Below are 13364 nucleotides of genomic sequence, written 5' to 3' on the forward strand. Positions count from 1 at the left end.
GGCTGATCGCGGGGGACCTTCACCCGTTCGGCGGCGAGTCAACTGACCCTGGGTCAAACGGGGTTCAGCGGAAGATACCGGTGTGGCCCAGCGAGTAGCGGCCCGGCTGCGGGTAGACGGCCAGTCCGTGCGGGCCCGAGCCGACCTTGATCCGGGCGAGCTGCTTGCCGGTGCCCGTGTCGATCGCGTACACCTCCGCGTCGTAACGGCCCGACAGCCACAGGACTTTGCCGTCGGCGGAGACGCCGCCCATGTCGGGGCTGCCGCCGTCGGGGAGGTGCCACTTCTTCGTCAGCTTGTTCCGTGTGAAGTCGAAGATCGAGATGGTGCCCTCGCCCCGGTTGGAGACGTACATCTCGCGGGAGTCGCGGCTGACGTACAGGCCGTGGCAGCCCTTGCCGGTGGGCAGGAACTCCGGTTTGCCGAAGGTCTTCCCGTCGACGATCCACATGCCGTCGGCCATCATGTCGGCGATGTAGAACCGCTTGCCGTCCGGGGAGATCTTCACGTCCTGCGGCATCGCCCCGTCGAACGGGAGCTTCTGCCGGCCGACGACCTTCATGCTCTCGGTGTCGACCTTCAGCAGCTCGCCGCTGAACTCGCAGCTGACGATGAAGTACCGGCCGTCCGGGGAGAAGTCGGCGTGGTTGACGCCGTAGCAGGTCACCGGGACCGTCTTGACGCGCTTCATCGTGTGGGGGTCGCGGAAGACCAGCTCGCGGTCCAGGGAGGCCATCACGACCGCGTACCTCCCGTTGGGCGTGAAGTACAGGTTGTAGGGGTCGTGGACCTCGACGGGCTTGCCCGCCTTGCCGGTTCGCGGGTCGATCGGCGTGAGGGTGTGGCCCCGGTTGTTGTTGACCCACAGCGTCTTCATGTCCCAGGAGGGGACGACGTGTTGGGGCTGGCGTCCGACGTGCAGGGTGTCGACGATCTCGTACGTCGCCGGGTCGATGACCGTCACCGTGTCGGACTCGGTGTTGGGGACGTACACGCGGGACGGGAAGTCCTTCACGACCGGCGAGAGCCGGTTCGGGCGGTCGGCGGCGTACACGTCGTTCGGGTCGAGGACCGGCGGCATGCCGGGCAGCCCCTCGGGGACCGTCTTCCTGACCGGCGCGGGTACGGCCTTGGTGGTCTCGGTGGCCTTCTGCTCCCCGCCCTGGGTACCGCAGGCGGCCAGGGCCGCGGCGAGGACGAGGGCGGCGAATGCGGGACGACTCTTCAACTGAGCAACTCCGTGGTGGTGACCGCGCGCAGTCCGCGGCGGCCGAGTTCTTCCAGTACGACGGGGAGGGCGGCGACCGTGTCCCGGTAACCGAAGTGCAGGCTGACGACGGCCCCGGGGCGGACGCCGTCCAGCACCGTCCGCGCGACCTCGTCGGCGCCGGGCGAGGTGAAGTCCAGCGAGTCGACGCCGTACGACAGGACGTGCGGATAGCCGGCCTCACGAGCCAGCCGCACGACCAGCGGAGAGGCCCGCGCCGCCCGCGAGGGCCGGAACCAGCTCCCGATCCCCCCGGTGAGCCGCTTCAAGCGCTCCGCACACCCCACGATCTCCCGCCGAGCCTCCCCCTCCGCCATGCCATTGATCCCAAGATGCCGCTGCGTGTGATTCCCGATCTCATGCCCCCCATCAAGAATCCGCCGCCCCATCTCCGGCCACTCATCAAGCCACGCCCCCACCGCAAGCACGGTCACCCTCGCCCCCGCCCGCTCCACCTCCCCCAACAACGCCCTCGCGATCGCCGGATCACCGGCCCCGTGAAAGGTCAGGGCAACCTGCGGACGAGTACGCGGCCCTTCTGTGATCTGAGCGGGATACCGGGGAAAGGCCCGGGGCACGGGGACGGCGGCGAGGGGGCGCGCGGAAGCGTGCGAGGAGGCGGCCTGTTCGACGCCGGCCCGCTCCCCACGAGGCGCGTCACCCCGCCCAGAACACGCGGCAACGAACACACCCCCGGCAACAAGCCCAGCACCCACCCGCAACGCGGCACGACGGTCGGTCGGAGTCACCTGGCCCATTTAAGGGGCTAAGGGCGACAAAAGGGGTGATTCACCCGCCGGGGAGGCGAGACGGCGACGAGACAAGGAGGTGAAGGCGTCACTGGCCCCGACGCTACGTCCCGCAGATGATGTGACGACCACACCATCCCCCCGACGAACGGCCACCACGTGAACCCTCCGGGCCCCTACCGCCTCAGCCGCCGCCAGGTCAGACGCCCACTGGTGCTCGCCTACGCGCCTTCCGTGACGCTCCTGCTGGTGATGACGCTCTCCGGGGCCTGGGTCTTCAGCGCCAGGGAGTTGCCGTTCATGGTGCTCGGCACCACGGCGGCCGTCCTGCTCGTCCCGTTCCTCAACGACGACCAGGTGCGGCTCACCGAGTTCAACGTGCGCTTCCGCCGCCACAAGGTCCGCTGGAGCGAGATCACCCTCGTGGAGGTCCGTTCCCTCCTCGGCGTACGCCAAGTCGTCCTCCACACCGTCTCCGGCAAGCGCCGCACCCTCCCCGCCCCTCACTCCTTCGCGGACCCCGAGTTCGACCGGAAGGCGCGGGAGATCACCGACTGGTGGGAGCGGCACCGGGGTTAGCTGTACGGCAGGAGCGTGCTCGCCGTCCTCTCCCATGCCGTCTTCAGCTCTGCCAGCAACTCCGGCTGGTCCAGGGCGAGGTCGGCCTGTTCGCGGGAGTCGGCCGTGAGGTTGTAGAGGTGGTCGGTGCCGGTGGTGTCCTGGTAGTACTTCCAAGGGCCGCGGCGGAGGGCTCTGTTGGTGCGGACGCGCCAGAAGAGGTCGTGGGTGGGGGCGGGGGCGCCGTGGAGGAGGTAGGGGGCGAGGGTGGTGCCGTCGAGGGGGTGGGTGGGGGCGGGATGGGCGCCGGCGAGGTCGAGGAGGGTGGCTGTCCAGTCGGGGGAGATGTTCGGGACGTGGCTGACCTGGTGGGGGTCGATGCGGGCGGGCCAGCGCAGGATGGTCGGGACGCGGATGCCGCCTTCGAGGAGTTGGGCTTTCTGGCCGCTCAACGGCCAGGTGTAGGAGTAGCGTTCGCCACCGTTGTCGCTGGCGAAGAGGACGAGCGTGTCGCGTTCGCGCCCGGCGCGGCGCAGGGCGGACAGGACCTCGCCGACGGCCGCGTCCAGACTCTCCACCATCTCCGCGTACTTGGCGACCGAGCCCCCGTCGTGGTGGTTGAGGGCGGCGACGATGTCGGCGGGACCCTTCGCCGCGCGGATCTTCGCGGCGATCTCCGCACCGGTCGCCGCGTCGCCCTCGGCGAGCCAGGGCCAGTGCGGGGTGGTGAAGTTGAGGTTCAGCAGCCAGGGCTTGTCGTGCGCGCGGGAGACGTACTCGACGGCCCGTTCGGTGAGGACGGTCGTGTAGTGGCGCAGGTCCTGGTACTCGGCGTCGCCCTCGTAGAGGTCGTGCTCACCGAGCTGACCGAGCTTGGAGAAGTACTCGAGGACGCCACCATGGTTGCCGAAGAACTCGTCCCAACCCGACTTGGTGGGGCTGTAGTCGGGCAGCCAGCCGCAGTGCCACTTGCCGATGAGGGCGGTCGTGTACCCGGCCTCCCGCACCAGCGAGGCCAGCGTGGGGTGCCCGGGATCGAGCCCCTGCGTGCGATTGGCGACCGGCTCGGCGAGACCGCCCGGCGTACGGCCCGGGTAGCGGCCGGTGTAGAGGCTGAACCGGGTCGGCGAGCAGGTCGCGGACCCGGAGTAGGCGTCGGTGAAACGCACCCCTTGGCGGGCGAGCCGGTCCAGATGGGGCGTCCTGATGTGCGGGGCGCCGTACGAGGAGAGGTCGGCCCAGCCGAGGTCGTCACCGAGGATGACGAGGAGGTTGGGCCGTCTCCCGGCCCGGCGCGCGGCCCTGAACGGCCGTTCCACGGACGCCACTTCGGCCGCCCGCGCATCCGCGGCCGTCCCGGCGACGGCCGTGACCGCGCCGCCGCCCACCAGACCGCCGAACGCACGACGGGATATCTCGGACATACGTCTACCTCGGCACGGGATTCGCGAAGGGGAACGTCCCGAGGATGCGGACCGCCCCCGCCCCGGATCAAGGCGGAGGCGTCCGGTTTCATACGGTGTTCACGAACGCACCTTCAGCAGCAGCACCGTCCGCGCCGGCACGCTCACCTCCGCGCCCGCTAGCAACTCGGCCGCCTCCCCCTGCCGTTCGTGCGACGTGTCGACGACGACCTCGTACCGCTCCGCCCACGGCACCCCCGGCAGCGTGAAGACGACCGGCTCGCCCCCGGCATGCAGCACCGCGAGGAAGCTGTCGTCGACGACGGGCTCCCCGCGTTCGTCCCGGCCCGGTATGTCGCGCCCGGAGAGGTACATCCCGAGTGTCGAGGCGGGCGCGTACCAGTCGGCGGCGGTCATCTCCTCGCCGCGCGCGGTGAACCAGGCCAGATCCCTTATCCCGTCGGCGGACCGGGCCCGCCCGGAGAAGAACGCCCGCCTGCGCAGGACCGGGTGACGGTGTCTCAACTCGATGAGCCGCGCGGTAAGTTCGAACAGGTCACGCCAGCCGGGCTCGTCCAGCAGCCCCCAGTCGACCCAACTCGTCTCGTTGTCCTGGCAGTAGGCGTTGTTGTTGCCGCCCTGGGTGCGCCCCATCTCGTCCCCGGCGACCAGCATCGGCACGCCGGTCGACAGCAGCAGCGTCGTCATGAGGTTGCGCAACTGCCGTCGGCGCAGGGCGAGTACGTCCTCGTCGGCCGTCTCCCCCTCGGTCCCGCAGTTCCAGGACCGGTTGTCGTCGCTGCCGTCGCGGTTGCCCTCGCCGTTGGCCTCGTTGTGCTTGCGTTCGTAGGACACGAGGTCACGCAGGGTGTAACCGTCGTGCGCGGTCACGAAGTTGACCGAGGCGTAGGGCCGCCGGCCGCCCCAGGCGTAGAGGTCGCTGGAGCCGGAGAGCCGGTAGCCCATCTCGCGGACGTCGGGCAGCGCGCCGCGCCAGAAGTCGCGGACGGCGCCCCGGTAGCGGTCGTTCCACTCGGTCCACAGCGGGGGGAACGCGCCGACCTGGTAGCCGCCGGAGCCGACGTCCCAGGGCTCGGCGATGAGCTTCACCCGCCGCAGGACGGGGTCCTGGGCGATCACGGCGAGGAACGGGGAGAGCATGTCGACGTCGTGCATCGAGCGGGCCAGCGCCGCCGCGAGGTCGAACCGGAAGCCGTCGACGCCCATCTCGGTGACCCAGTAGCGCAGGGAGTCGGTGATCAGGCGCAGGACGTGCGGCTGGACGACGTGCAGGGTGTTGCCGCAGCCGGTGTAGTCGGCGTAGCGGCGGGCGTCCTCCTGGAGGCGGTAGTAGCCCCGGTTGTCGATGCCCTTCAGGGAGAGCGTCGGCCCCAACTCCCCCGCTTCCGCCGTGTGGTTGTAGACGACGTCGAGGATCACCTCGATGCCGGCCGCGTGCAGCGCGCGAACCATCCGCTTGAACTCGCCGACCTGTCCGCCCGTCGTGCCGGCGGAGGCGTAGGCGGCGTGCGGGGCGAAGTAGCCGATGGAGTTGTAGCCCCAGTAGTTGCGCAGGCCCCTCCTCAACAGGTGGTCCTCATGGGCGAATTGGTGGACGGGCAGGAGTTCGACGGCCGTCACGCCCAGCTTCACGAGGTGGTCGATCGCCGCCGGGTGCGCCAACCCGGCGTAGGTGCCCCGGAGTTCGGGCGGGACGCCGGGGTGGCGGCGGGTGAAGCCGCGCACGTGCAGTTCGTAGATCACCGAGTCCGCCCAGGGCGTCTTGGGCCGCTGGTCGTCGGCCCAGTCGTCCTCGTCCTGCACGACGACGCCCTTGGGGACGTACGGGGCGGAGTCACGGTCGTCGCGGACGGTGTCGGCGACGTGCTGCTGCGGCCAGTCACGGACGTGCCCGTACACCTCGGGCGGCAGCGCGAACTCGCCGTCCACGGCGCGCGCGTAGGGGTCGAGGAGGAGCTTCGCCGGGTTCCAGCGGGCGCCGGTCCAGGGGTCCCAGCGGCCGTGGACGCGGTAGCCGTAGCGGCGGCCGGGGCGCACGCCGGGGACGAAGCCGTGCCAGACCTCGTGGGTGAGCTCGGTGAGCGTGACGCGGGTCTCGTGGCCGTCGTCGTCGAAGAGGCACAGGTCGACCGCCTCGGCGCCGCCCGCCCAGAGGGCGAAGTTGGTGCCGGTGACCCCGCCGGGGCCGGTACGGAAGCGGGCGCCGAGGGGGACGGGGGCGCCGGGCCAGACGGGCGGGGAGTCGGCCGCTCTCGGCGTCGTTCGCGTCCCGGCCCCCTCGGGATCGCCCTCCGCGTGTTCGGGGAGGGGCGTCGCTGACTCCTGTTCGGCTGTGCTGGACACCGGTCGGCCCCTCTTCGTCCTGTCCGCCGCCGGGACGTCCCGCCGGCTGGGTACGGCGGGGCGCGGCTGCCCGGCGTGTGGTCGTCGTCCTTCCCCCTGTTCTGCCCAGCGGCGGTCGTACCCAGACAGGGGGTCGTCCTCACGTTTCCCCGGGGTCCACCCGCTCGTTGGAGGGGCGTGAGGCATGGACAAGGGCGCGCGCGGCGCGCGGGGGCCGCGCTGGCCGTCGTAGTGGCAGGGACAGGGCTGGTCGCCGGGTGCACGTCCGGGGACGGGCGCAGCGGCATCGACCGGCTGCTCGGCAAGCCGGCGGCGGCGACGGACGTGATCCGGGTGACGCCGGACGACGGGACGGTGGGCGTGCGCGCGGAGGGCAGGCTACGCGTGCGCGTGCCGCACGGGCGGCTGGAGTCGGTGCGGGTCGCGCGCGTGCAGGACGCCCAGGAGACCGTCGTCCCCGGGCGGATCGCGGACGACGGCGGGAGCTGGCGGCCGGACGACGACCGGCTCGCGCTGGCCGCCCGGTACACCGTGGACGTCGTGGCGCGCGACGACTCGGGCAACCGGCTGGCCCGGCACAGCACGTTCACGACGTTCGTGCCGGACGAGCGGTTCATCGGGTACGTCACTCCGGAGAACCGTTCGACCGTGGGCACCGGGATGATCGTCTCACTGGAGTTCAACCGGGAGATCGTCAACCGGGCGGACGTCGAGCGGGCCGTCGAGGTCACCGCCGACCCGCCGGTGGAGGTGCGCCCGCACTGGTTCGGCGGGGAACGGCTCGACTTCCGGCCCGAGGAGTACTGGAAGCCCGGCACGCGCGTGACGGTGGCGCTGAGGCTGCGGGACGTCGAGGGGGCGCCGGGGGTGTACGGGCTGCAGGCCAAGACGTTCACGTTCACCGTCGGGCGCAGCCAGGTCTCGCTGGTGGACGCCGCCGCGCACACGATGGAGGTGCGGCGCGACGGGCGGCTCCTGTCGACGGTGCCGATCACGGCGGGGGCGCCCAGGACGCCGACGTACAACGGGAAGATGGTCGTCACCGAGATGCTTGAGGTGACGCGGATGAACAGCCGGACCGTCGGGTTCGGCGGGGAGTACGACATCCCGGACGTGCCGCACGCGATGCGGCTGACCGACTCGGGGACCTTCCTGCACGGGAACTACTGGGCGCCGTACGCCGTTGGACGGGCGAATGTCAGTCACGGGTGTGTGGGGCTGCGGGACGTGCGGGGCGGCTCGTCGAAGACGGCGGCGGGCTGGTTCTTCGACCGGAGCCTGATCGGGGACGTGGTGGAGGTGGTCAACAGCAGGGACAAGGTGGTGGCGGCGGACAACGGGCTGGGGGGCTGGAACATGGGCTGGAAAGAGTGGGTCTCGGGTGGTGCGGGCGGGTAGTCACGAGATGCGTGGCCTCTTTGCGACGAAACAGTGACGTTCATCCGACGAGATGGTCAAATACCGGCGGTTAGGATGCGCCAGTGATCGCGCGGCGAGCGCGGGGGGTGGGGGCCTGACCAGGGCCCTTCGAGGGGAGAAGGACTTGAACGTGCGGCCGATATCGGGGGCGTCGGTGCGAGGACGGAAGCGGGGGCTGGCGATCGTGTCGGGCGCCCTCCTGCTCGCCGTCACCGCGTGCGGCGGGAACGGGGACTCCGGGTCCGGGGACTCCGGCAAGAACGAGGTGAAGGGCAAGCCGGCGGGCGCCGCGCAGAGCGCGCAGTCGGAGGCGGTCGTCAGCATCCTGCCGGCCAACGGCGCGACCGCCGTCGACACCAGCGGCACGCTGAAGGTGAGCGCCGCGAAGGGCAAGCTGACCGAGGTCGTCGTCAAGGACACCAAGGGGACGCGGATCGCGGGCGCGATCTCGGCGGACGGCGCCGGCTGGACGCCCGCCACGCATCTCTCGGCGTCCACGAAGTACCAGGTGCACGCGGTCGCGAAGGACGCCGAGGGGCGGCAGGCCGCCGAGGACTCGACGTTCACGACGCTGAGCCCGAAGAACACGTTCATCGGCAACTTCACGCCGGAGGACGGCTCGACCGTCGGCGTCGGGATGCCGTTCTCGGTGCGCTTCACGCGCGGGATCACCTCGCCGGACGCCGTCGAGAAGGCCATCAAGATCACGACCGTGCCCGCGGTCGACGTCCAGGGCCACTGGTTCGGCAACGACCGGCTCGACTTCCGGCCCGAGAAGTACTGGAAGGCCGGGACGAAGGTCACCGTCTCGCTCAACCTCGACGGCGTCGAGGGGCGCAAGGGCGTCTACGGCGAGCAGACCAAGAAGATCTCGTTCACCATCGGGCGCAACCAGGTGTCCATCGTCGACGCCAAGAAGCACACGATGACCGTCCAGCAGGACGGCAAGACCATCAGGACGATCCCCGTGACGACCGGCAAGCCCGGGTACGCCACCTGGAACGGGCAGATGGTCATGAGCGAGAAGTACAAGGTCACCCGGATGAACGGGGACACCGTCGGCTACGACGGCGAGTACGACATCAAGGACGTCCCGCACGCCGTGCGCCTCACCGACTCCGGCACGTTCGTGCACGGCAACTACTGGGGCGGGGACGCGTTCGGGAACTACAACGCGAGCCACGGCTGCATCGGCCTGCGGGACGTGCGGGGCGGGTACGACAAGGACGTCGCCGCGGCCTGGTTCTTCGACCACTCGATCGTCGGGGACGTCGTCGTGGTGAAGAACTCGACGGACCCGGTGGTGAACCCGTCCAACGGGCTCAACGGGTGGAACATGTCGTGGGCGGAGTGGACGAAGTAGTCCGTCCGTAGGGGTACGGGGTGGCCTCGGTGCTGTGACTCACGGCACCGAGGCCACTGTCGTTAGTGGCCGTTAACCTGATCCACATGACCGTGAATCTCGAAGTCGCCGACGGCGTCGGCACGCTGCGGCTCGACCGGCCGCCCATGAACGCGCTGGACACCGCCACGCAGGACCGGCTGAAGGAACTCGCCGAGGAGGCCACGCGGCGCGCGGACGTCCGCGCGGTGGTGGTGTACGGCGGGGAGAAGGTGTTCGCGGCGGGCGCGGACATCAAGGAGATGCGGGTCATGGACCACGCGGCGATGGTGCTGCGGGCCCGTGACCTCCAGGACGCGTTCACGGCCGTCGCGCGGATCCCGAAGCCGGTCGTCGCGGCGATCACCGGGTACGCGCTCGGCGGTGGCTGCGAGCTGGCGCTGTGCGCGGACTTCCGGATCGCCGGGGAGAACGCGAAGCTCGGGCAGCCGGAGATCCTGCTCGGCGTCATCCCCGGTGCGGGCGGCACGCAGCGGCTGGCCCGGCTGATCGGGCCCTCCAAGGCGAAGGACCTCATCTTCACGGGGCGCATGGTGAAGGCCGACGAGGCGCTGTCGCTGGGGCTCGTGGACCGGGTCGTCCCGGCGGACGAGGTGTACGCGCAGGCGCACGCGTGGGCGGCGAAGCTCGCGCAGGGGCCGGCGATCGCCCTGCGGGCCGCGAAGGAGGCGATCGACACGGGCCTCGAAACCGATCTGGAGACCGGGCTCGCCGTCGAACGCAACTGGTTCGCGGGGTTGTTCGCGACGGAGGACCGGGAGCGGGGGATGCGGAGTTTCGTGGAGGAGGGGCCGGGCAAGGCGAAGTTCCTCTGAGGGCAGGGGGGTTCGGCTGTTCGGTGTGTGAGCGATCGCCCTGATGAAATCTCCTCCAGGGGCTTGCAATTGACGTGATGTCTCATCCGGGTCCCTCGTTGGGGCGGTTTGTGGGAGCCTTGGGGTGACCGCGAGTCTGTCGTGCCGAGGGAGCCGTCGATTGCCGCCGAGTGAGCCGTCGCCGCAGCTCAGCGGGGGTTTTGTGGACCCCCTCCTGCCAGGGTCATATGCCGGGGGCGCACCGGGCACCGGTAGCTTGCGGGGGGCGTATTCCTCCGGAACGGCCACGGGCGGCGCTCCGGCCCGCCATGATGGGGGTATGGCGGGGCTGGAGGGTTTTGAACAGCCGCGGGGACACGGGCGTGTGGACGACGCGGCGCGCTGGTCGCCCGCGGTCGAGGACGAGCGGGCGCTGAAGGCGGTGGAGCTGTTCGGCGACCCGACGGAGGCGGAGGTTCCGCTCCCGTCCCGGCCCGAGTCCGCCGCCGCGGCCCGTCGGCTCACCCACTTCGTCGTCCTGCGCCAGTGGGGGCTGTCGCCCAAGCTCGCCGAGGATGCCGTGCTGCTCGTCTCCGAGCTGGTCGGCAACGCCGTGCGGCATACCGGTGCGCGGGTGTTCGGACTGCGGATGCGGCGGCGCCGGGGGTGGATCCGGGTGGAGGTGCGTGACCCCTCGCGGGGGCTGCCGTGTCTCATGCCGGTGCATGAACTCGACGTCAGCGGGCGGGGGTTGTACCTCGTGGACAAGCTGTCCGACCGCTGGGGGGTCGACTTACTTCCGCGGGGGAAGACGACGTGGTTCGAGATGAGGGTGGGGGACCGGTAGTTCCCGGGTGGTGAACTCCTGTGGTGTGTACGGCCGTTGATCTGTTCAGTTCCTGTGCGGCTCCTGTTCGGCTCAGCCGAGGATCTTCCGTTCGTACGCCACCGCGACCGCCGCGGCCCGGTCGCTGACGCCCAACTTGGTGTAGAGGTGCGTGAGATGGGTCTTCACGGTCGCCTCGCTGATGAACAGCTCCCGCGCGATCTCCCGGTTCGACGTCCCCTTCGCGACGAGGGCCAGCACCTCGCGTTCCCTCGCGGACAAGGGTTCGCTCACGGGCGTGCGGACCGCGCTGACGAGTCTCGTCGCGACGGCCGGCGACAGCACCGTCCGGCCCTGGGCCGCCGCCCTCACCGCCGTGAACAGCTCATCACGCGGGGCGTCCTTGAGCAGGTACCCCGTCGCGCCCGCCTCGATCGCCGGGAGCGTGTCCGAGTCGGTGTCGTACGTCGTCAGCACGAGCACCTTCGCCCGCGCGCCCTCCCTCGTGAGCCGCGCGATCGCCTCCACCCCACCGCCGCCCGGCATCCGCAGATCCATCAACACGACATCCGGATCCAGCCGAGCCACCCTCTCCACCGCCTCCACCCCATCCGCCGCCTCCCCCAGCACCCGGAAACCGGGAGCAGAGGCGAACATCCCCCGCAGCCCGTCACGGACCACGGGGTGGTCGTCGACGATGAGGAGGGTGATGACGGGATCGTCGGTCGGGTCGCCGCTCGGGGGGGCGGCCGGGGCGGTGCCGGGGGCTTCGACCGAGGCGTCCGCGGGGGTGCCGGGGGCACGGCCCTGCGAGGCGCCGGGCGGCAAGCCGACGGGGTCGTCGACCGGGGCGCCGGGCACGGAGCGCGAAGGCGTTCCGGGCGCCGGGGCAGTGCCGGACGCGCGACCGGCCGAGACGTCTGGGCCGGGCCGGACGTCGGCCTGGGCACCGGCGTCGGAGCCGGCCCCAGCTCCGCTCACAAGTCCGGCCGGGGAGCCGACGAGCCCATCGGCCGGGGCGCCAAGCGCGGAGGGTGACGGGGAGCCGGGCCCCGGGGCGAGCCTGGCGTCGGGCGTGCGGGTGAGCGGGGCGGCGTCCGCAGGACCGGACCGGGCGGCGTCCGGCGTAGGGCCAAGCCCGGCGTCGGGCGTGCGGTCGGACACAGCGCCGGCCGGGGAGCCGGCGGGGGCATCGGCCGGGGCACCAGGCGCGGAGGGTGACGGGGAGCCGGGCCCCGGGGTGAGCCTGGTGTCAGGCGTGCGGCCGGACACCGTGTCATCCGCAAGGCCGGGCCGGGTGGAGGGCTGGTTATCGGTCATGGGGGACCAACGGTACGCGAGCTGAGAGGGCTGTGCCGTGGGCCGGTTCGGACTCGATCGTGAAGGAGCCGGCGATGCGTTCGGCGCGGGTGCGCATGCCGTCGAGGCCGAAGCCGCCGGTGCGGGTGCGGGCGGGGAGGGCGAGGGGGTCGAAGCCGCGGCCGTCGTCGCGGATGTCGAGGATGACCTCGTCGCCGAGGAACGTGAGGGTCACGCCGAGGCGGTGGGCGTGGGCGTGCCGGGCGGCGTTGGAGAGGGCTTCCTGGGTGATGCGCAGGAGGGTCGCGGAGACCTCGTCGTGCAGGTGCTCGGCGATGCCGGTCACGGTGAACTCGGCCCGGACGCCCGTCCGTTCACCCCACTCGGCGACCGTGCTCTTCAGCGCCTCGGGCAGCCCGGCGTCGGCCAGCGCGACCGGGGCGAGGTTGTGGACGGAGCGCCGGGCCTCACCGAGGCTGTGGCGGGCCAGGTCCAGCGCGCGGACGGTGTGCTCGCGTGCGGCGTCCGCGTCCGGGGTGTTCAGGACGACCTGGAGCTGGGCGATGATGCCGGCGAGGCCCTGGGCGATCGTGTCGTGGATCTCGGCGGCGAGGCGCCGGCGCTCGTCGGCGACGCCCGCTTCCCGTGCCTGGACGAGGAGTTGGGCGTGCAGCGCGGCGTTCTCGTCGAGGGCCTGTTGCAGGGCGGCGTTGGTCCGCTCCAGTTCGGTGATGGTGGCGGCGCGTTCGTGGGAGCGGCGCGAGTCCTCCTCGGTGAGGTGGGCGATCACCGCCTGGAGGGCGAACTGGAAGAACAGCAGCGCGGTGAACACGGCCCACTGGCCGAGGTTCTTCGGCGGCAGCCCGCCCGACTGCGCGCCGGCCACCGGCACCGCGCTCACGAACAGGCCGACCCTGCGCCACCGGCCGGGGAGCAGTTCGTCGGAGTCCATGTACCCGGTGGCCGCGTAGAACGCGAAGAACGGGTTGAGCCCCGTCAGCGCGAAGGCGAGGGCCCAACGGACGACGTAGTACGCCGTCCCGGCCGGCGTCGGGATGCGGCCCCGGTTCGGGCGGCGGTGCCGGGTCACGTGCCACCACAGCTGGAGCGCGAGCGCCGCGACGACCAGCGCGCCGGCGGCGTACCACCCGGCGGGGCGCGGCGTCAGGTCGGCGGCGATCACCCCGAGGACGACGCTGATCCCGAGCATCCCGTACGGGCCCCACAGGTGCAGCTGCTCCCAGCGCCAGTCGATCTGCGTGTCCCGCACGGTCATGTCGCCC

Annotated in this window: 11 protein-coding genes; 5 read left to right on the top strand and 6 right to left on the bottom strand. The window is 71.4% G+C overall.

Annotation, left to right across the window (positions count from 1 at the left end; all coding sequences use genetic code 11):
• Positions 1–64: 64 nt before the first annotated feature.
• Both IAG44_RS11825 and IAG44_RS11830 read right to left on the bottom strand, forming a co-directional pair.
• Positions 65–1228, bottom strand: coding sequence for a YncE family protein (locus IAG44_RS11825; RefSeq protein ID WP_187747089.1), 1164 nt, complete (start codon positions 1226–1228; stop codon positions 65–67).
• A complete protein-coding gene (locus tag IAG44_RS11830) occupies positions 1225–2025 on the bottom strand; it encodes a polysaccharide deacetylase family protein (RefSeq protein WP_187747090.1) in 801 nt (266 codons plus the stop codon). The genes IAG44_RS11825 and IAG44_RS11830 overlap by 4 nt, the downstream gene beginning before the upstream one ends.
• 150 nt (positions 2026–2175) lie before the next feature.
• Here IAG44_RS11830 and IAG44_RS11835 point away from each other — a divergent pair, with 150 nt between their 5' ends.
• Entirely contained in the window at positions 2176–2595 is a 420-nt protein-coding gene (locus tag IAG44_RS11835) for a hypothetical protein (protein WP_187747091.1), read from the top strand.
• On the opposite strand, the gene IAG44_RS11840 is transcribed toward IAG44_RS11835, so the two are convergent.
• Positions 2592–3998: a sulfatase-like hydrolase/transferase gene (locus IAG44_RS11840; protein WP_187747092.1), complete on the bottom strand. Its 1407-nt coding sequence runs from the start codon at positions 3996–3998 to the stop codon at positions 2592–2594. The two genes, IAG44_RS11835 and IAG44_RS11840, sit on opposite strands and share 4 nt — an antisense overlap.
• 99 nt (positions 3999–4097) lie before the next feature.
• On the bottom strand, positions 4098–6341 hold the full coding sequence (gene glgX / locus IAG44_RS11845; RefSeq protein ID WP_187747093.1) for a glycogen debranching protein GlgX: 2244 nt from the start codon (positions 6339–6341) through the stop codon (positions 4098–4100).
• A gap of 177 nt (positions 6342–6518) precedes the next feature.
• Here glgX and IAG44_RS11850 point away from each other — a divergent pair, with 177 nt between their 5' ends.
• The 4 genes from IAG44_RS11850 (at position 6519) to IAG44_RS11865 (ending at position 10803) form a co-directional block, all read left to right on the top strand.
• The gene (locus IAG44_RS11850; RefSeq protein WP_187747094.1) at positions 6519–7739 is read left to right on the top strand and encodes a L,D-transpeptidase; all 1221 of its coding nucleotides are present in this window, start codon (positions 6519–6521) and stop codon (positions 7737–7739) included.
• Positions 7740–7884: 145 nt separating this feature from the next.
• Positions 7885–9123, top strand: coding sequence for a L,D-transpeptidase (locus IAG44_RS11855; RefSeq protein WP_187747095.1), 1239 nt, complete (start codon positions 7885–7887; stop codon positions 9121–9123).
• 86 nt (positions 9124–9209) lie between these two features.
• A complete protein-coding gene (locus IAG44_RS11860) occupies positions 9210–9977 on the top strand; it encodes an enoyl-CoA hydratase/isomerase family protein (RefSeq protein WP_187747096.1) in 768 nt (255 codons plus the stop codon).
• Between the two features lie 319 nt (positions 9978–10296).
• Positions 10297–10803, top strand: a complete 507-nt coding sequence (locus tag IAG44_RS11865) for an ATP-binding protein (protein WP_187747097.1) — start codon at positions 10297–10299, stop codon at positions 10801–10803.
• A gap of 72 nt (positions 10804–10875) precedes the next feature.
• Here the strand turns inward: IAG44_RS11865 and IAG44_RS11870 are convergent, their stop codons facing one another.
• A complete protein-coding gene (locus tag IAG44_RS11870) occupies positions 10876–11493 on the bottom strand; it encodes a response regulator (protein WP_187752631.1) in 618 nt (205 codons plus the stop codon).
• 598 nt (positions 11494–12091) lie between these two features.
• The gene (locus tag IAG44_RS11875; RefSeq protein ID WP_187747098.1) at positions 12092–13357 is read right to left on the bottom strand and encodes a sensor histidine kinase; all 1266 of its coding nucleotides are present in this window, start codon (positions 13355–13357) and stop codon (positions 12092–12094) included.
• Between the last annotated feature and the right edge of the window lie 7 nt (positions 13358–13364).

This window comes from Streptomyces roseirectus, from assembly GCF_014489635.1.
GTDB lineage: Bacteria > Actinomycetota > Actinomycetes > Streptomycetales > Streptomycetaceae > Streptomyces > Streptomyces roseirectus.